The organism is Paenibacillus sp. DCT19, from assembly GCF_003268635.1.
Classification (GTDB): Bacteria; Bacillota; Bacilli; order Paenibacillales; family Paenibacillaceae; genus Paenibacillus.
This window is the reverse complement of the sequence record NZ_CP029639.1, coordinates 884482-904528: the sequence shown is the minus strand read 5'-3', so window position 1 is coordinate 904528 and position 20047 is coordinate 884482. Positions and strand designations below refer to the sequence as shown.

Below are 20047 nucleotides of genomic sequence, written 5' to 3'. Positions count from 1 at the left end.
TTATTCTCCTCCTCCAATTCCCAAACATTCCATACGAACTGGACAAGTAGTGCAATGTTCACCAGCATGTTTTGGAAACTTATTATCCTCTATAGAAACTATCCAGTTTGCTAGTTGTTCTTCCGATGGATCTTTGTGCAAAAGTATTTTTCTAGTGTAATCATTGTCTTTGTATTGGAATTTTTCGATTACATGGGCTTGGATAGCTAACCTCCACCAAGAAACAGCATCAAATAATGTTTCAAATACATCTACACCATCAATATCTTTCATCATAATTGATTCAGCACGGGTTTCATCTTGTTTTTTTGTGGAACTCAGAAGCCATTCATGGCTTAGTTCATAATCTAATAACGGAATAGTCAGGATTCCAGAATTCAAATAGTTAGGCACATTGAACGAAATAATTTTGTTATCATCACTAGGAAGTGTGACATCAAATTCTTCACTCTCTCCATCAATTATTCTTACTGGGTACAGTCCACGCTTACTTGCATGAAATTGAAGTTCGTCTTCAACTTGACGTTCAACGGCTACCCATGTCTTAGGATCGAAAGTTGGGAACAACTCTGTTACTTGATCCTTAACACGCTTTTTGGCTTCCAAAAGAAAGCGGTACAATCCTGCTATCTTCTCACCGTCTAATCTTAGCCTTCTCGGATTTGGCCATTCACCTGTATATTGTGCTAGACTTGCATAAATTTTATCTAACCAAATTCCTTGTGCCACAATATTAAGTTGCCATTCAGTACGGTAAACCATTGCTTCTGGATGCAATAGTTCTAAACGATATCGCAGCGGACATAATCCGTAATGGGCAAGCTCATTTAATTCATATCTTTTTCTTCGTGCTGCAGGCGGAGGGGGAAAGACAGGTGAAACTTTAGCAAGTGAGGCATCTATTTGATCAAAAATACTACTAACTTCAATGGGCTTATTCATTAACCTTTCAATCTCGCCAAAATAAACACTTTTTTGAAATGCACGTTCCCCATCCTTGCTAGAGTATGATAACCAAAGCTTTTCACTGGCAGAACGAATTACGGTTAAGAACATATAACGTTCTTTCATCATATGATTCTCTCGATTGTCTTCATAAAAAGGCCATGATTCAGAGTACAATACTGGAGAGTGCTGACTGTCAACAGATACATACATAACTACTGGCTTGTTGATTCCATCCAATATTTCTGGAGTTACAATGCTTAATCGGTAATCTTCTTTGCCATGATTGTCGTTATCGTTGTTGTTATCCTCATCTTCCTCCTCCTCCTGCTCAGTAGTACCCCGAGTTAGAGCGTGGATTGCCTCTCCAAATTCACTTGATGTAATATCTATAGAATAATAGCTCCCAAGTTCTTCGAATACTTTTTGAATTTGTTCTAGAACTTCTTGTTCTTCACGACGAAGCCGTTTTGGTAATAATTTTTTCATTTCAGCTTGCAACAACTCAATATGAGATGCAATTGTTTTTTGCCCTCTAACAAACAACCGAACACATGCGCTTTCTAGAAGTGAAACAACTTCCTTCCACCTTGCTAATGTATGATGATCAAGTTCAATTAAATGTAAAGGTAATCTTTTATATTGTGTTTTATGTTTCAGAATAAGTTGCTCCAAGACCGAATTCCACTGTTCCTGAGTTTCACAATTACTAAAATATTGATGTTTTACAGAGCGAAACAACGATGCTGAATCTTGCAACCGCGGCCCAAGCCAACCCGAAGCCAAAATTGTCTCCAGTTCGTCCATTGTCAACTTTAAATTTCCATCTTCCCATATACGGTACAAAGTCAACACAAAACGGCCAACTGGTGTGAGTAACAACAATCGAGGTTGAATTGATAATGTAACCGGAATTGGTTCTGAAGAACTGTCCGGATAAATTAATAGAGGGTTCATCGCTAAGTGGTCTCTAAAACGATCAATAAATTCTTTAGATCTTCTCATAACAATTACTACATCATCAGGTTTGTACGTTTTGTCTGCGAACCAAACTTGCAGTTGGTCAATACAAGCTAACATTTCTCTGTCACGATTTGGATATTTTTTTATGATAATATTTGAAGTATCCCCTGTGTATTTCAATGTATTATCAGAAAATAGATTTAACTGCAAAAAGTTTAAATCTTCTTTTTTACTATTAGGTTCAGTCTCCAGAACCTTATTTGTAATATTCGGAACAGAACTATAGGTGTTGCTTATTATTTCAAACCCTTTAGGTTGATTAGGATTTAAGGGAGCAACAAAATATAGTTGAATTTCTTTGTTCAAACAAGTTTGAACAAAAAGCTTCTGTAGCTCAGTAAAAAATGTAAATCCCTCCATTATCACAACTGATTCTGGAGCAAAAGTATTAAGCAGAAACTTCCTAGCAGCAGTTTCAAATAGCTCTCGATTTTTTGCTTCCATTTCATTATGAAATGAATTATGTATTGCGATCAAATGCCTACCCAATTCTGGATTTACAAGCAAATCTATTTTTTCCTGCGGAAGAGATTTGTAACGCAGATCAATCCCTTGGGCTGCTAAATCATAAAAAACACGCAAAAAAGAACTTGTGTCCTTAAGAAACAAATCAAGTAACAACGTATTGTCAGCAGCTACTTCTTCTAAAGCTCTTTTTAAAAAGGTTTTTTCCTCTCCGCGTGTCGCAAACTTAATACCTTCTTGTTTCAAAGATCCTTTAAGAAAATCATTAAACAAGACACACCTTTTATCGTCCCAGATTTGTGTATCCTTAATTAGACCTCTACGTTCATAAGCTAGTGCTTTTGTTGCAGTGACATATAAATAGGATCTACCCGCAATCAACTCTTGTTTAATTAATGCATCAGATGGTCGAGAATTTTCATACGTACATAAGTAAGGCATTAAAGCCCTCCTACTCTTTAAATTTTTGCAAGCTTCATCTTTTTTACATATTACCATAATTTACGCTCATAGGAAGATAGAACTACTCTTTTAGCGTCACCCTGAAAACTTTTTTGAGAAAAAAAAGAACACTCCCATTAGGAATGTTCTTTATCTTCTCTTTAAACCCCACGCTTATTACCCCACAACAAAGTGTGTAATTGCGGGAGAACTTTAACTTGTCTCAAATCTGAGGAAGCCATGACTTGATTAATCAACCATTCATACTTCTCTAATAAAGCAGACGCCAATCCTTCTCTATCTGCTGTTGTTACATCGCTATTACCTACCTGCAAAACCAACCTCATGTGAGGGTATCGTTTATGAACACGTACTGCATACTGAAGATCATCTTCATCAAAAACAACTACTTTAATACATATTTCATTTGAACTATTTTTTAAGTTCTCCATAACCTCGTCTAATTTATCCCAATCAGTTATCATTCCTGAACTTGGTGGTTTCGGAGATATCGTCAAGTCATCAATATCTGCCATCCACTCTTGCCATCTGCTTCCTTGCGTTTCCAACCCAACTCGAATTCCTTGATCGTGAAGCAAATCCACTAGGTATCCAATATTCTTTAAGAGTGCTGGATTACCACCAGAGATGGTTACATGCTCGAAAGTATTTCCACCAAGATTGATTAATTCATCCCAAATCATTTGGGCAGATAATTGTTTAATTTCATTCTTTGCAGAACCGTCCCATGTAAAGGAGGAATCACACCATGAACAGGAATAGTCACAGCCGGCCGTTCGAACAAACATTGTTTTTTGTCCAATAACCAGACCTTCTCCCTGAACAGTTGGACCAAATATTTCTAGAACCGGGATGGGCTTTTCCATGTGAGTCAATCTGCCATCCACTCCCGTCTTGCTTCGGCATAGCTGGTTGGAGTTTCGAATAACCGGACAAATTCAGTTCTTGCATCCACGTCTTTTGATGAGTATTTATCAGTACTTAGGGCTGCTTCCATCTGCTCATAAAGCCAAACGACCATATTTTCAGCAGTCGTATTCATTAACGGCAACGTCTCATTTAGATATCTGTGGTCTAAATATGGCTCTATTTGCTCACGCCAAATTGTTTTTATCATTCCAAAATCTATCGTCATTCCAATTTCATTTGTATATCCACTCACTCCAAATACAACTTTATAGGTGTGACCATGTAGATTTTTACATTTACCCTCATATGCATGTAAGTGATGCGCCGCGTCAAAAGTAAATTCTTTACTGACTAATACTCTGCGCTGATGATATTTCAACTGTTCATGAGTAATATCCTCTTTAAACTTTTGCAATGCATCTACAATGACGAATTGCCCTGGTATTTTATTCATAACTTTTGCTCCGAATTTTTTCCTTGCAAAATTTTATCCAAACCCGCTTTTCTCAACTGGCAAGCAGGACAAGTACCACATCCATCACCGATAATACCGTTGTAACAAGTCAAAGTCTTTTGGCGTACAAATTCAAACGCCCCTAATTGATCTGCCATTTCCCACGTCTCTGCTTTATCAATCCACATTAACGGAGTATGGATGATAAAATTATGATCCATCGCTAAATTTAACGTCACATTTAGGGATTTGACAAAATCATCCCGGCAGTCAGGGTACCCACTAAAATCTGTCTCGCAGACGCCCGTTACAATATGTCTAGCATCTACTCCTTTAGCAAACACGGCGGCGAAACTTAAAAACAAATGATTTCGCCCTTCCACAAATGTGCTCGGAAGTTCACCATCATTATGAACAATCTCGAGATCATTCCGCGTCAGAGCATTCTGAGTTAGTTGACCGAGCAGGCTCATATCAAGTAGCGTCCACTTTACTCCCAGTTCATCAGCGATTTGTTTAGCACATTCAATTTCTAAAGCATGCCTTTGTCCATAACTAAAGGTGATTGCTTCAACTTCGTCAAAGTGCTTCATTGCCCAAAACAAACAAGTTGTACTATCTTGACCGCCACTAAAAACTACAACGGCTTTTCTGTTTTTTTGTTTCATAATCTTACCCACTTTCTCACCATTCTCCCTTAATGATAACAGATGTACTATTTTATCGAAAGTTGACTATTTATCGTTGCCCACAACTAATCTTATCTCTACAACTTCAAACAGATTAGGAAACTTCTCTTTAATCTCTTCTAATAAACGCTTACCCTGAACTGGTGGAAGGGTACTATAACCATTCTCAATGAGCAATCTAATATGTCTTTTTATAGAAGGCCTGATTTGAGAATTGTGATTTATTATTTCTAGCAGATGATAGATATTCCCAACGTCTTCATATTCAAGATCATTTCGAATGACTTCAAGAAGGTTTATCTGGATTTGCTCATGTTGAAGTTTTCTTTCAACCAGTTCTTTTAATTCATAAAAGTCCATCGACTGCCACTCATCAATTACGGAATTGAGTTTAGATTCAATCTGTGAACCCTCCAATAATAGTTCAACACATGCAATCATTTTCAACTGAAGTTCCTTAATTGGCTTTAGAATTTCTAATTGGACTTGAATATTGAACAAATAATTAACTATAGTACGTGGAGTTAAAGCAAGACAGTTTTTTAGATCTGATACCTTTTGCATATTAGCTAGAATTATCCTTTTTCTCTCCTCTAATTCAGGCAAAGAGAACTTACTATTATCAACAATTTCTTCTCCGACTTCTTCATGATTCATATGCATACCACACTCAATAAGGAAGTCAACTACATCCATTAAATCATGGTCAAATTGTTTTAATAACTGATCAACTTCATTGTTTAAAGCAAAGAACCTATTAAATTGGATGACTAACTCTGGTTGTTCTAATTGTTGTTCAAGCAGCGTATAGTTCACAAGATCTTGTTGTCGAAGAGATTTCTTTTCGTTAAAAATATAGATTTGGTCTGCAAGTTTAATCCATTCTGCTCTACTAGAACCTATTAGAAATGGTATCATCATTAGTCTTTTTTCAATCGATTGCCTAAAGCTTTGATGAAGCAACTCAAGATAACCACTATAGCTTTGTTTTAAATTTGATAGGAAATCCTTCAAGGTTAGATTGCCTATTATATAGCTTTCCAACTTTTTAGAAGGTACAAAATTTAATAACCATTGATCGAATTCTTCATCCGTTAATACCTCATCATTTGGTGTCTCATAAAAATTTTCACGTAACAAATACCAATCTGAATAACACTCATCAAGTAATGACATTAAGTCTTTATTGAAGGGAGATTTTTCTTTCGCATCGAAAATCCATAAAGATTCACTATATATTCTAGCTTGTTGCGCCCAATTCCTCATTCCATACACAAATACAGGTAACTTCAACCCAAGAGCCTGTTCAAGAGATTCAATCCATAATTTATGAATACTTTCTCCCTGATATATCCACTTTGAGATTTCATACTCATTTGAGATTTTTTGAAATATATTTGATTTTTCTGAATACTTCATCGTTTGAAAGTTGGATATTTGAATGCCAACATAATCACGATTTACATTTATAAAGAACTCATCATCATTTTTGTCTAGTTTAATAGGATATCGCGTTCGATTTACAACTTCATTCCATTGAATAACTGAGGAGGTTCGAGAGGTGAATGAGCGGTTCATATGTACCCCCTTTATCACATCATGTACCAGAGCGGCCACTCCTGATCTAACAGGTAATAATAGTTCATCGTTTACTTCTTTTCCTTCTACCCAATCTCTGACTACCTCTTTTTCATTGAAGACAGCATTATCATTTTTATTCTCTATATGAAGCGGTTGTTCTTCCCTTGTATTACCTGCTGCTATCTTGTTTAACTTAATAGATATTTGGTTTTCGCTATAACCAAAGTGCTTTAACAAAGGTTCAGAAATTATCACTTGACTTGCATCTTCAGACGCATACCACTCAGATAGTGTTTTAATAAACATATCTTCATGATCCGCAAACATTTCCCTGCGTATAAGTGGAAGAACTCTACTAATATGCTTTTTACCTTTTAGAAAGAAACGTAGGATTTCCTTGCTATTCAATATCATGTAACGTAATTTACCTTTTCCTACAGGGATAGCATCGAATGTGCGTCTTAGCATATGACTATTGAATGGGAGTAACTGAACTTCAAGACAATTAACATTGTTGCTTTCCTCTGGCAGAAAAGCAGAGCATTGTTTGAAATGCGGACATTGGAGAGAGCAACTGAACCCCTGTGTCGCTTTCAGTTGGGTAAGATAATTTGCCATATATGGTACTACCTGCTTACGATCAAGATTGAAAAAGTCTTTCCCCGACTCATCCGATAGCCATAACTTTTTTACACGATCATTAATCGTATCAAGATTCTGTATTCTTTGTGTGAGACTAAACCCCTTCTCTGTATCCTGAACTGCACCAGGTGTTAAGCCAATGACCACATCCCAGTTTCCTTCTTCCAATGTAATAAGTTGATCAAGGATACTGGTTGCGTAAATATTTACTGATTGAACTAAATCATCAATCAATAACAAAGGACGGATTCCTCTGTTTTTTATCTGCAAAGATATTTGTTTAAAAAGGGTTCCGATATCTTGTCCTTCAAAAAGAAAATGGTCTAACTGCCGCGAGAGATTTTGTCGAAATGCTGCGTATTCTAATGGGATATGAAGGGTTGTATTGGCGAGCAAGGTTTCAAACTGTTCCCGATGCAGTACCTCTAGTGGATTTTTAATTTTTCCTCGTTTGACTTGTGATGTAAAATCAATAATATTTTGCTCAATCACTGGCCTTAATAATAGTGCGCTTGGAACGATCTCCTCATCGGACTCCATAGCTTCTGCTAATGTTGTCCAAATCATTTGGTTAACAAGCGTTATAGGCTTTTTAAGCAAAATCCCCCACCTGTCTTCATCAATACAAACATCCAAGGATAAATTCAGTGTGTCTAAACATTTTTTAATTAAGATCTGAGGATTTAGCTCTGTTCGTGAAATTCGTATCACGGGTCTACCTGGTACTTCCACTAACCACTTATCTTTTAACCAACGAAGCAGTTCCGATTTTCCCGATCCTGTGGAACCAAAAACTAAATAAACTCTGTTACCGCTAGCATCAGTTTCTTGAAGTTCATCCAGCAGTTCATCTTCTGTAACTTCAGCGACTAACTGACTATCATTATACCTATGCATTACTTGCGGAAAGTGCGTTTTTCTGAAGTATTCAGGTGATTGGTCATATCGTTCATCTGCAGTACCTGCTAAAAGTTTAAGCGAATTTTTGTTGAGACAAGGAAGCATTAGTGTCACATCTCCCCTCGACTTTAATCCAGTTCAGTGTATTTTTTGGCCCATAAGATTTATAGGGAAGATCTTGCACATAACTCAATTCTATTTCCCCTGCCTCAGCTAATCCCATTAATGAAAAAATAATTCCCTTGTATATTTTCCCTTCTGATGTCAAGCACGGAATAACTGGATGAACAAATTTTTCACAAAATAGATGTAACCCACCTTCCCATGTCTCACTTCTTTCAATGATACTTTTCATTAATGAGAGTTGTGGAAGGGCGTAAAAACCAGAGTAGACACGTCTTCCCAATCCCCAACATTCCATCATTCGCTTCCATGCATTTATTTTTTCATGACCAACTACTGTCTTCATTAACTGACTATTAACTTGGTAATGAATATTGCTTACAAATAGTCTATCTGGCTTTACAAACAACTGTTCAAAAATAGACGCAAATATATGATCAAGAGCATCGCTAGGTATATTAGTAGAATTTGAGATTTCCCTTAACCTTAGAAAAACTTCTTTGTTAGTCCAAACTTGATTTTGTGACACATAAAATTGTGTTTTGTCTTTATATATAAATTGCAAATCTTCTAATATCGTCAAGGCACACTCGATTAAAGAGGTAATATCCCCCTCTTCCCTATACTGGAATTTTGTTTTCAGTTCATTTGTATCCATTCCAGGCTTAGATCTTAGTTCCTCATAAATTACTTCAATTTCTGGTCCGTAACACATCTGGAACAACATTTTTGTACCTCCTCTGCTTATTTTCTAAAATATCTTTAAATGTTCTGGATAAATGATAATAATTATGGACTGATCTTAACTTCATATATTCTCTTGGTGAAGGAATAAAAATCTGTTTTGCATTAATTTCACATACAGGACACTCACAATGAAGTGGATTTTCCAATCGAGGGCTTGTGGGTTTTGCTCTGGATTCAGGCAGAAAAAAAGTTCTAAATGGTCTACTGTAAAATACCTGAAAGAATGCAGCGGCCATTGTTGGTCGAGTTGAATCAAATGACTTTACTCCAATATCAACCATCGCATGAAGTTGAGGAATCCCCGTTACTCCAAAGACGTGAAGGTTGGCAGCTCCAACAACATCTACAGCTCTCCTAATCATTTCAATCTGTTCAGTCTGATGTTTAAATAACAAGGACCCGATCCCGAAATTTGTATATCCCATCTTAATTAACTCATAGGCTGAAAACTCTATACTAGCTTGGTCATAACCTTGTATTACTCCCATTGGTTCCACAAATTTAGGAACCTTATACCTATTAAAGAGATTTAAATATTCGTAGGCATTAAATAGCGTTCTTTCAATAGCCATATAACGTTCAGATAAAGAACTCTTATTCAGCAGAGGTTCGTCAAAATGAACCAATTGAATATTCGCCGTTGAATCACAATCTTCCAAGATTGATTGTTGAATATTAAAAACATCTTTTAGCGGCGGCCTACTTTTTTGTTTAACATAGAAAACTGATCCACAATCTATTATTAACTTTTGGGGTTTGTTTCTATACTTCTTTACTCCTCCTCTATTGTCTGGAATTGCACTTATTAACACCGGACACGTAGGAAAGTAGTCACAAAAAATTGCATCACTATGTGACCAACCAATATAAAAATCCACATCTCGCCCTCCTCTTATACGTGATTATACGTGATAATTAGGATTTTAGCATATTTTTCTTCGTATAACTACTCTAAAAATATAAAAAAAAGAAGCCCTCAGGCTTCTTTTATCCATTGTCTCCATATTTCATATATTAATCCGCGTTGTTCATCATTAAATTTAAATCGACCATTATTTACATGTAAGACAGGATTATCTCTGTCAAAGAAGTTTCCAGTCCAATTTTCATATTGAAATTCATTTAATAACAATGGCCGCGGCAAAATTTGAGAACCAGTAATCCATTGTTCAATGAAATACCTAATATAGCAATACCACGCTATTGAGGAATCACCAATAGATTTTTTTCGAAATTGTTTCCTTTGTACTACAGAGAGGTATCCTAATTCAGGATAATCATTCATTAAGGAATCAACGTACCTGATTAAATCTTTGGCTAATTGAGGATATAGACTACGCTCAATCCGATAGTTTAAAAAATCCTCAAAAATGCCATGCAACGATCTGATGGTCATTAATTTAGTGGAGTTACTACTTATTTTTTCTCCTCTCTCTATTAACCTTTCAAAGCGTTGATAAGCCATTAGTTGATGAACACAGTAACTCGGAAACTGTTGTACTTCAGATACAATGAGAACAACATATTCATCATTCTTACTACCATTCGGCAGTTTGTATGTAAATTGTGGATTTTTCACTTGTAGTTTGTTATCAATTAAACTTACAACAGTATCATAGTTGACTAGAACGACATCTTCGCCAACTACATCAGACTGAACTACTGGAAATCCCCAATCTTTGATTAGACCTAGGGACAAGACAGTAAAATAAACCTCATTGTGCTTTCTCGTTAAATTGCTTACGTTTTCAAAAGTAAAGAGCATGGAATTTCCCCCAACGCAAATATGCCTTAGTGTACCACACTAAGGCATATTTGCGTACTATTTATTCCACCGTTTCTTTAATTCCTGAATTTGACTGTAATATACATGGGTATTATGGAAGCCTCTTCGTCTGTTCCTATTGTTGCCCCTGAATACAATTACATCAATTCCAATTTCCCTGCATATATTACAATTACATTGCTCCCACGGTCGTTCAGATAGAACCTCTCTATACATGTCCTCATGAACTTCACGCTTTTCACCAAGTATTTTGTCATATTCCAGTATGGCTTCAAGCGTTGAATCTAACTCTCTTGTGCCTGCACTGAACTCCCTAAGAGCACCCAGAGCCTCTTGTTCGAGTCTTTTATACTCAGCAAAACCTATTTCATCACTATTTTGCAACATTTTTTTCACTCGTCCAGATGTTTCCTTTGCCTCCGGAATTCTTATCGCTGTGTAGTGTTTTCCATTTAAGGTGTGGTAATTATGCCCGGTTCCTAACCATGCTCTTCTCAATGGTGAAGAAGAGTCAAAAGATGTCACACCCAACTTATGAAATGCCTCCATTGTTCTCACATCTCGTGCAACACCAAATAAGTGCATTCGAAACGTGGGACTTGGAATAATAGGTGCTATTTCTTTTAAAATTTCATATATTTTTTCTGATTGTTCTCTGGCTAAACCACCTAAGGCAACATAATCGTAACCTAATCCAATAAGATGCTCAACCGCTCTTCGGAAAGAAGGCGGGTCCCATCCTTGGACTATACCTATCGGATGAAACTGATAATTCATTATTTCTTTTCTTTCTCTATACATACGTAAAAACTCTTCCGCCATCGTAAGGGTCAATTGATAACGCTGATTTCGAATGTTTTCATCTTTTTGAAATGGGCCAACTATCAGATGATCAATAGATACACCATAATCTAAACCTAATGTATGATAGTAATCCATAATTTCTTCGGTTGTATACGGTGGTACATCTTTATCAATATAACTAAAAGCACCGCAATCACCCATTATAGGATACTCTCTAGGTAGTTTATAAAAATCGTGCAAACCCATTTCTTCAATCATCTGATTTTTTTGTTTGGTAGCACTATCAATGTTTACTTTAGAGACAAGTAACCCATCAAACTGTGGTCTATCGAATATCTGGTGAGCATACACATCATTTTCCAATGGATTTCTGTTTTTTTCTGAGAAATCAGTCATAAAATCATATTTAGGATCTACCCTGTCATCATTCTCTGGAAGATAAAATCTTGGCTCCTCAATACAATTTATAGCAACCAATTCATCCGGAACAGGGAACATTTCACTATAAAACCTTAATAGATCTTCACTATCCGATGTTTCATTAAATAACTCTAGTTGTTTAGTTGAAGCAATGGAATCTAAAATAAATGATCTAGTTTGATCTGGATGATCTATTATGGTGCTCCATTTCTGATCAATATCTGTTGTAATAACATTTCTTAATAATTGTGCAAAAAGATAGCCTTTAATTCCGATTAATCCATATCTAAAGGTTTTAGCTTCTTTTTCACCAATAGTTAGTACATGATAACCATCCCAATTTAAAATTCTAGCACGACTGGATGCTCCCGCGAAAAAGATAGCTTTTTGATTGCTATCAAGCTTCAGTGGCCATTCCACAGCTTGTAAGTATTTATCTCCGAGCAAGAAAAAAATAAGATCATATTCTGCAATTTTTGTTTGGAGTGCCTGAGTAATTTTGAGTTCCCGCGCCCATCTTTTTATAGACTGTGAATCCATCGAATTAAAAGTTACTTCATAAGGAACAATTTGTTCATCTTCATTCAAGAGGCCGTAACCCGCTGAAATAATGCAAAGATCAATGTCTCCCCCTTGTTGACGGTATTCTTTAATACCACTCATTAGCGCAAGATGTTGACTACCAGTGTACATTTCATCAGCACGTTCTTTAAATTCCAATAATTCTTCTTCTCTTCTTCTCAATACTTCTTTATTATGAAAATCGTCAAATACAAGCTGATTTATAGGTTTATGTAACTTCTCTCCAGTACAAGAAGTCACAACAAGAATACGGTTTGACAAAAACATCCCATCCTTTAACACAATATAAAATAGGGCGAGAACGCCCTATTTTCAAATAACTTTTCCTTGCTTAAAGAAAATTTGTTTAACAATAATTGCAGCAACTAATTGAACTAATGTCTTAACAATAATTTGACCAACGATAGCTAAGAACACAGCATTCCATGGAAGAATATTAGCGCCCAATGGTGATAAACCAATAACAACGAAAATAATACTATCTAAGACTCCACCGACAATTCCACTATACGCTACCCTTAAATGAAAAGGTAATTTAAGACGAGAATAGATTTCTGTATCTGTGGTCTCAGATACCGCAAATGTAATAATTGAAGCAAATACAATCCAGAGTGTATCTCCAAGTAGATACGATGTTAATGCTGACAAAATCATTGCTATTAAAATAAGCAAGTAAGTCTTACGCCGACCCACAAAATTTTGCACAAAATCACGGAAAATAAATGTTGCCCCAATAATAAAAGTCCCCGCTGGAATGATGAAGGGACCGATAAAAAACGGGGCTACTCCTGCCGTCACAACGTTTGATGAAACAATAGCTACTAAATAAGCTACAATTGTTAAGTATTTAATTTGACATCACCTCTTCTATGCAATGCATTATTAATTATAACACCACTTTTGGTTCCGAGCTACCCTTGCTAAACTAAATCATACTACAAATTTCGACTAAATCTGCTAAGAAATATTTATTAAGGGAGGTATTTTTTACTTTAAGTCGAATAATTACAATGAGATATTTAACTTTTATAGAATGGTTGAAGATGGAGGTTATTTTTTGAATAATTATGGAAAATCTGCAATTCGAGCAGTGGAACTCATTCAATCAGGTGACGTTCTTTATACGGAAGATGCATGGAAACAAGCCACCACAGAATTTTTCACAACTAAAACCAAGGCATGTCCCAAAAGTGCTTTTTTAGGGCTTTGTGAAGCAGGCTTAGTAAAAGGTGTTCATCAGATACATATCAAAAAGCCTCTCAAAGAAACAATTAACAAAGATCATGCGATTGAAGCTGTTCAACTGCTCACAGAAAATGAAGAGTACGCTTCATACAAATCACTTCAGTTGTGGAGGGCTATTATGCAAGGAAATCAAAAGTCGCATAATTTCCAAATGGATGTAGTACTGGCACTATGGAACAATGGTATGATTTCTCCCGCTAAAACTTATATTATAGCTTAATCTTCTACAAAAATAGGCACAACCCAAACTGAAGTATTCTCGTTTAAGTAAAAAGTACAATGATAAGTAAATTTCCATACCTCAAGCTACTAATAATTATTTTCAGATGAAATTCTTAGCACATATCACATTGTGAATCGTTAGCCCGGTACAAGTTTTGCCGGGCTAGTTATATTGTTTCGTTATTATACATTGTGGACTTTTCAGAGTATTAAAAGTATAAATAATTTCTGTGTACTTGCTCACACTTAGGTTGATCGCATTTTCAGAATATTTTTTCTGTACTTTAATCTATAAAAACAATTGTTCAAATGAAAGGATTAGCTGCAGTTTTCAAAGAGCAGGACATACTCGCAAAATGTTGATTTGATTATAAATGCTTCCCACTATTATTTCTAATATACAAGTTAAACTTTTTTAAAAACTTCTTATTACAATGGACTTGAAACCACCTGTCCGCGGCTAGAGGAAGCATCGACGACCTTTCCATTGCCTGGCATAAATGCCGACATGCGTAATATCACCATCGTAAGCAGCACGCCATCCAGCGGCAGCTTCGGATTAATTTGACGACGCACACGAGCAATGGTTTGCAAAAGCTGAGCCATTCCCTTGGCTGGAAAATAATGCGCCTGTACCGGAATAATTACACTATCTGCCGCTGCCAAGGCATTGATTGTCAGCATCCCCAGGCTTGGCATGCAATCAATAAGAACATAATCGTAATCTGACTTTACCTGGTCGATATATGAGCGCAGAATCGTTTCACGGCTCATCGTATTCACAATGGACACCTCAACCGCCGACAGCTCAATATTGCCTGGCATGAGTGCAACGCCTTCCTGATAGTGTAAAATACCTTCATGTGAATCGTAAGAATCCTCCATCATCGTTTTGACAAGCAGAGTGGCTAACGAAACAGAAATGCTATCTGGTTCCCGATAGCCCAAGGAATCTGTTAAATTTCCTTGCGCATCTGCATCCACTAGTAGCACCCTCTTACCTTCCTTAGCCAAGCCGATTCCCAAATTTACAGCCGTTGTTGTTTTGCCCACACCGCCCTTTTGATTAGCCAGGGAGACTACCTTGGTCATCTCATGTCCTCCCTTCAACGTAAAAAAGCCGACTGCGCTGAAATTCAGGGCAATCGGCTTTAAAGAATATCTATATGAAAAGAGAGTATCCGATGAAGGATACTCTCTTGGATAATTTATATAATTCTTTGTCTTTGGTAATAACTAATAGTTACTCTTTAATCCTGCTCATGAATCTGAACGTCAACAGCATTATCTTCGCTCCTTACTTCATAACGTTTTTCTGGCTTTCCATAGACATTTACCAACTGATGACTTGTTGAAAATGAGTTATCCTCAATGTGGGTACTGCTCCCAAAGACCAACTCTTCAATTGAAGAAGAGTGATGTTCCTGCCAGCAAGACTGTTCTTTAATTAAATTCTCAACCTTCTTAATCAATGTGAGATTACCCACGTTTTCAGTTACATCATCTGGCATTATTACAAAAAAATAATCCTTTGCACGGCTGATTGATACGTTTATAATGTTTAGTTTGTTTAGAAACATTTCCTTGGAAGATGAAATTGATGGAGGAGGATTAAATAATGCGATAATAATATCACATTCATCTCCTTGGAAACCGTGTATCGTTCCAACTTGGACATCTACGTTTTTTGGTAGTGTAGTTGAAGATAATAGCCTATCAATTAAATCTGACTGTGCCCGATAAGGGGCAATTAAACCAATACGAAATGTTTCATCAGATTGGATAGCTGAAGATAAGTGTTTTATAAACTCAAAAGAGAATAATGCTGAGTATATCTGATAGTTACTTCTGCTCTGTAATCGCTTTGGTCGATAGATACTTTCATGTTTACTGACTGGGAACTTAATAATGTTTAAAGGCTTAAAATCAATAAATTTCTCAACAGGCAACGAGCGCTTACTTTTTGAACTTCGATTGTGCTTTAGTACTCCACCATAAGCAAACTTACTGAACACCTCTCCAATTTCAGGAATACTTCTATATTGAGTAGTCAAAAGCTCAATAGGGTAAGTATGAGGAATGGTTTTAGGTTCAGTAAACGAGTTAAGTTGGACCATAGTATATATATTTTCATTTTTCCAAATATCACTGGTAGTAATAGGCTCAATCTGAAAAGGGTCTCCCGCAATAATAAATCGCTCCGGTGTTTTTTTGTAAAGTGGAAAAATGATATTGGCGAGCGAAATCATTGATGCTTCATCAATTATAATGTAGTCCCATTTAAGAGCATTTAAATGAAGTCGTGTGCTTGTATCGGGTAAGAAGTAGTCATACGGGAAACGAGCAATTGTTGTAACCGTGACATTTCTCGGGAAAGATCGAATATCAGTTGTCTTGTCACGAAACACACCACTCTGCTCAATAACACTGTCGTTGGTAGCTCCAAAGCGTACTAACCAGTCAGTATAACTAAGATCAGATCCCATACAATCCATAAGACGTCGTGTAAGAACATCTCCTGCTTTATTGGTCGGAGCCAACACAAGAACCTTTAATTCATTAGGCTTTTTCATTAATGGCAGAATAACTTCTCTAGCCAAATGTGTTGTTTTTCCAGTTCCAGGTGGACCAAAAACAAATTCGATATTATCACAAAGATTGCTTTGCATATCATAATCATCATTGAAATCCAGTTTTGTGAACCCTTTCCGCAACTCTTCTATTAAGAAAACAGGATTTCTAGCTTCAATTTTTGCTTCTCTAACGAGATTCAGATCTACTCCTTCAATCTGCGCATTGGTCCGCAATTTCGCTCTTAGCGTGTATGATTTAACGCTAACTACCTCAACTGCAACTTTTACCGTCGGAAGATTAGCAAAATGTAATTCAAGTGGGATATCTGCAAGGTCTTCCATAGATTGAGGTATATAACGGTTTGGATGCTTTAAAATAAGAGTTCTTGATGTCCCTTCATCCAACTCCACCTTGGAGAAAGTTATAGAAATTTCCCTACTGTTAGCATTATTCTCGCCACTATTTAAAGATTCAAGTTCAAGCAGAGCATTAAACCAGCCAAAAGAATATTTTTTAGCATTCATTGCTTTTTGTGTTAGCTCATCAAGAACTGCAATTTTTTCTATTTCACTTGCACTCCGTAGTTTTGCTTGCTTGATTTTTTCACCGTAATTTATAGATGGCTTTGTGTAGTCATCCTCGTCAGAATCTACTTTCTCCTCATTATTATTGGAAGCGACTTTTTCATGTACTCCTGTTGAATCGGGAGTGAAATTCTTAATAATATCTTCTAACATATTCAAAACATCATCTTTTGAAGAAGGTGACTCCTTCGCTGGTGCTTGAGGCTTATCACCTTCCGAAAGATGAAAAGGTGCATTTTTTTTGTTATTACGATATTGTTCAGCAAAACGTTTAAGTTCTTCAAGTGGAATATCAAAAAAAGCTTCGGCTCGTTCAATTTTTTCTCGTTGCTCATCTGTTAGGTTATCTTCGTCTGCTACAGTATTTTTCTCAATCCCCAAGTACTGGATAAGCTCCACTACTTCGTCTTTTGACCTGTCGTATTGTTCTGATAGTGTGTGAAGTGTTAATTCACCTGCTGATACAAATTCACCCTTTCCATTCATGAGCCACGGTTCTGTACGGAGCCTCAAGGCTTCACTCGAATCAAACTCTAACATTAGCGAAGTACGGTAAAAATATTCATATTTTCCACGCATTACACTCCGTAAACTATTATGATAATAACCATATTCAACATACTTCAATAATCGATTCCATATCATGACTGATAAACTAGCATCTTGGTTTAGAACTAAATACTCTACTACCTCTTTCATTCCATCAATATACTTTTCGCTCCATCTTGTGTCTCTACTAGAATATGGCCAATCAGAACGAATTTGATTAGCCTCTTGGTTACTTAATACACGGGTTAAAACCCTTGGTTCATCCTTTACACCAAGGTCAGTTAAAAAACTGATTAATTCTTCTTTGCTATCCTCACCAACAAGTTGCACATACTCTTCAAACTTTATGAATTTTGTATTTGGCTTAGCCTGAAACCATATTTTTAACAATTGGTTTGGAAAATAAAGAAGGCTCGCCTTTCCTCGATAAACAGTGTCATTATCACTAGAACGATATTTAATAAACTCGCAGTCTTTAATTAGCTTAATAAATTCATTAATCTCTTTTTGTGTACAAGATCGATAGTATTCAAAAAATTTCAAAAAGTGTGGCCCTGTATTAATCGCTTTAATACTATCTCTATACAGTGGAAGAATATGATTGTAAATTTCATCTCGTAAAGAAGGCTTTTCTATCCCAAGATGTGCTAGAAATTTAGTTGTATCTTCATTTTCCAATAAATCTGGAAATACAGTATTATATCCTGCTGTATCTGTAGGCAAAAACAACACATTGTGTCCGGTTGCATCAAAAGCAGCAACAGCCTTTCTATCTTGATTAAGGAATATGGGCTTAGTCCTTACCAGTTTCGTTCGCCCACTTGTTTCAGCAACCCATCGATAAAATAAATGTAACCACATAACCGACTGTGCCTCAATATAGGCATTGTTAATACCACCAACTAAGGTTTTGCTTCTCTCATGTCTCCATCCACTAATAATGTTGTCTTCGTCAAGCCAATTATGTGTTATTAAATCAATATACTCAGTAAGTTCCTTATTTTTACGGAGTGTATCCTGCCTGCCAAACGATGTAAACACCCATTTTGCCTTTTCGTTTCCACTTAATTCTGCCAACTGAGCATTTGTAAATAATTCTGCGATTTGAGGCACAAAGGCCCAATAAGCATTTTCCTTTGATACAAAACCATCCGAAGAAAGCAATAGCTCCTCACTACTCATCTTTTCCAAAATAGCAGTATAGAATGGCTGGAATGATATTTTCCTTTTATCATTTACATCACTAAATATATTTCCATTGTACGGAATAATCTCAAATATCTCGTCATTAATAAGCGAGTGACCATTGCCCAGAACAACATCTTTGAGATAAACCAAACTATCCGCTGCTAAATCCCCCAACAGTTTAACTAAATCTTTATTATGCTGCACACCTGCTCGAATTCCCTCACGGCTATCAGTAAGCAGAAAAGGAGCATTAATGATAAAGTTCAACCCTGTTGATTCCTTTGTCAAGAAAAAACAAAAGGCTGGATGTTGTTTTGCAATCAGATTCTCTTTTTCATCAAGAAAAAAGCCAACCGAGTAGGTGTGTCCGTGATCATGTTCACGTGAAAACAGCCACAAATTATTGTCATAGATTTCTTCTCCATCATTTTGTGTAAGGCAAACGCGTTCCGCAACTGTGTCATCAAAGTGTTGCGTTTGTATTATGTTTTTTCCGTATAATCCTAAAACATTCGGAAGTTCAAATTCAATATCCTTAAGATGCGATAGAAATAATAGAGGGTACTCTAGTGAGCGAAGCTTATCAAAAATATCCTCATATGCCTCCTCAGCACTTCTTTCCGAATGGTCAAATGGAAAAACAAATAATGTTTCGCTTTCTTTTCTATCATAATAATCTGTACTAATTATTTTCGGAACAATAAAGCGCTCTATTTTAAAATAGAAGTTAGGGTCATAAATATGTGGTGTTGAAGTATACTGAAACACGGATTTGAAACCTACACCGAATTTACCAATTGAGGCTTCACTCTGATCCCGTTTACTTGAGTTAGCTATCGACGTTATTGCATTAATATCTCCTAAAGCATTATATACTGAATCCACTTCTTCAGTTGCCGGATCAGATATAGAAAATCTCCGAGATCCGTTATGAGCAAAAATTAGTTTATCCCTGCACAGTACAAAACGTGCAAATGTCGCTTTTGCATCATCTGCGTTTTGGAGTAACTCGTAAATAAAATGGGCCTGATCAGAATACTTCTCGACAACACTGTTTTTAACTCCACGCAGAGCAGGATCATCAAGCGCATTAGCAAGACCCGCCCTATGCTTCGATAATTGGTTAAAGTAAATTTCGTCCTGAGCATTCATA

At 36.4% G+C, this 20047-nt stretch carries 12 protein-coding genes and 1 pseudogene; 1 reads left to right on the top strand and 12 read right to left on the bottom strand.

Going from position 1 to position 20047, the window contains the following annotated elements; genetic code table 11:
* The 10 genes from DMB88_RS04075 to DMB88_RS04030 form a co-directional block, all read right to left on the bottom strand.
* A complete protein-coding gene (locus DMB88_RS04075; protein ID WP_128100309.1) occupies positions 1-2874 on the bottom strand; it encodes a PD-(D/E)XK nuclease family protein in 2874 nt (957 codons plus the stop codon).
* 161 nt (positions 2875-3035) lie between these two features.
* Positions 3036-3761, bottom strand: coding sequence for a 7-carboxy-7-deazaguanine synthase QueE (gene queE / locus DMB88_RS04070; protein ID WP_128100308.1), 726 nt, complete (start codon positions 3759-3761; stop codon positions 3036-3038).
* 5 nt (positions 3762-3766) lie between these two features.
* Positions 3767-4258 carry a 6-carboxytetrahydropterin synthase QueD gene (queD, locus tag DMB88_RS04065; protein ID WP_128100307.1) on the bottom strand — a complete coding sequence of 164 codons (492 nt, stop codon included), beginning with the start codon at positions 4256-4258 and terminating at the stop codon, positions 3767-3769.
* Positions 4255-4926, bottom strand: coding sequence for a 7-cyano-7-deazaguanine synthase QueC (gene queC / locus DMB88_RS04060; protein WP_128104300.1), 672 nt, complete (start codon positions 4924-4926; stop codon positions 4255-4257). The genes queD and queC overlap by 4 nt, the downstream gene beginning before the upstream one ends.
* Before the next feature lie 66 nt (positions 4927-4992).
* A complete protein-coding gene (locus DMB88_RS04055; RefSeq protein WP_128104299.1) occupies positions 4993-8175 on the bottom strand; it encodes a hypothetical protein in 3183 nt (1060 codons plus the stop codon).
* Positions 8144-8920: a hypothetical protein gene (locus DMB88_RS04050; RefSeq protein ID WP_128100306.1), complete on the bottom strand. Its 777-nt coding sequence runs from the start codon at positions 8918-8920 to the stop codon at positions 8144-8146. The genes DMB88_RS04055 and DMB88_RS04050 overlap by 32 nt, the downstream gene beginning before the upstream one ends.
* Complete coding sequence (locus DMB88_RS04045; RefSeq protein WP_128100305.1) at positions 8886-9818, bottom strand: tRNA guanosine transglycosylase family protein; 933 nt, start codon at positions 9816-9818, stop codon at positions 8886-8888. Before DMB88_RS04045 ends, DMB88_RS04050 begins: the two co-directional genes overlap by 35 nt.
* Before the next feature lie 98 nt (positions 9819-9916).
* Positions 9917-10705: a hypothetical protein gene (locus DMB88_RS04040; RefSeq protein WP_128100304.1), complete on the bottom strand. Its 789-nt coding sequence runs from the start codon at positions 10703-10705 to the stop codon at positions 9917-9919.
* A gap of 57 nt (positions 10706-10762) precedes the next feature.
* On the bottom strand, positions 10763-12799 hold the full coding sequence (dpdA, locus tag DMB88_RS04035) for a tRNA-guanine transglycosylase DpdA (RefSeq protein ID WP_254438437.1): 2037 nt from the start codon (positions 12797-12799) through the stop codon (positions 10763-10765).
* A 45-nt stretch (positions 12800-12844) separates the two neighbouring features.
* A complete protein-coding gene (locus tag DMB88_RS04030) occupies positions 12845-13330 on the bottom strand; it encodes a VUT family protein (RefSeq protein WP_233901819.1) in 486 nt (161 codons plus the stop codon).
* A gap of 259 nt (positions 13331-13589) precedes the next feature.
* On the opposite strand from DMB88_RS04030, the gene DMB88_RS04025 reads away from it, so the two are divergent.
* The gene (locus DMB88_RS04025) at positions 13590-13997 is read left to right on the top strand and encodes a DUF6979 family protein (protein WP_128100301.1); all 408 of its coding nucleotides are present in this window, start codon (positions 13590-13592) and stop codon (positions 13995-13997) included.
* Between the two features lie 521 nt (positions 13998-14518).
* Here DMB88_RS04025 and DMB88_RS04020 read toward each other — a convergent pair.
* Both DMB88_RS04020 and DMB88_RS04015 read right to left on the bottom strand, forming a co-directional pair.
* Positions 14519-15091: pseudogene (locus DMB88_RS04020) on the bottom strand (ParA family protein); the annotation flags it as partial.
* Between the two features lie 158 nt (positions 15092-15249).
* Complete coding sequence (locus DMB88_RS04015) at positions 15250-20046, bottom strand: DEAD/DEAH box helicase (RefSeq protein WP_128100299.1); 4797 nt, start codon at positions 20044-20046, stop codon at positions 15250-15252.
* Position 20047: the final 1 nt, after the last annotated feature.

Bases quoted from the DNA above. Each gene is read 5' to 3' on its own strand.
- DMB88_RS04075 (WP_128100309.1), bottom strand. From the start codon at position 2,874: ATGCCTTACTTATGTACGTATGAAAATTCTCGACCATCTGATGCATTA.
- queE (WP_128100308.1), bottom strand. From the start codon at position 3,761: ATGGAAAAGCCCATCCCGGTTCTAGAAATATTTGGTCCAACTGTTCAG.
- queD (WP_128100307.1), bottom strand. From the start codon at position 4,258: ATGAATAAAATACCAGGGCAATTCGTCATTGTAGATGCATTGCAAAAG.
- queC (WP_128104300.1), bottom strand. From the start codon at position 4,926: ATGAAACAAAAAAACAGAAAAGCCGTTGTAGTTTTTAGTGGCGGTCAA.
- DMB88_RS04055 (WP_128104299.1), bottom strand. From the start codon at position 8,175: ATGCTTCCTTGTCTCAACAAAAATTCGCTTAAACTTTTAGCAGGTACT.
- DMB88_RS04050 (WP_128100306.1), bottom strand. From the start codon at position 8,920: ATGTTGTTCCAGATGTGTTACGGACCAGAAATTGAAGTAATTTATGAG.
- DMB88_RS04040 (WP_128100304.1), bottom strand. From the start codon at position 10,705: ATGCTCTTTACTTTTGAAAACGTAAGCAATTTAACGAGAAAGCACAAT.
- dpdA (WP_254438437.1), bottom strand. From the start codon at position 12,799: ATGTTTTTGTCAAACCGTATTCTTGTTGTGACTTCTTGTACTGGAGAG.
- DMB88_RS04015 (WP_128100299.1), bottom strand. From the start codon at position 20,046: ATGAATGCTCAGGACGAAATTTACTTTAACCAATTATCGAAGCATAGG.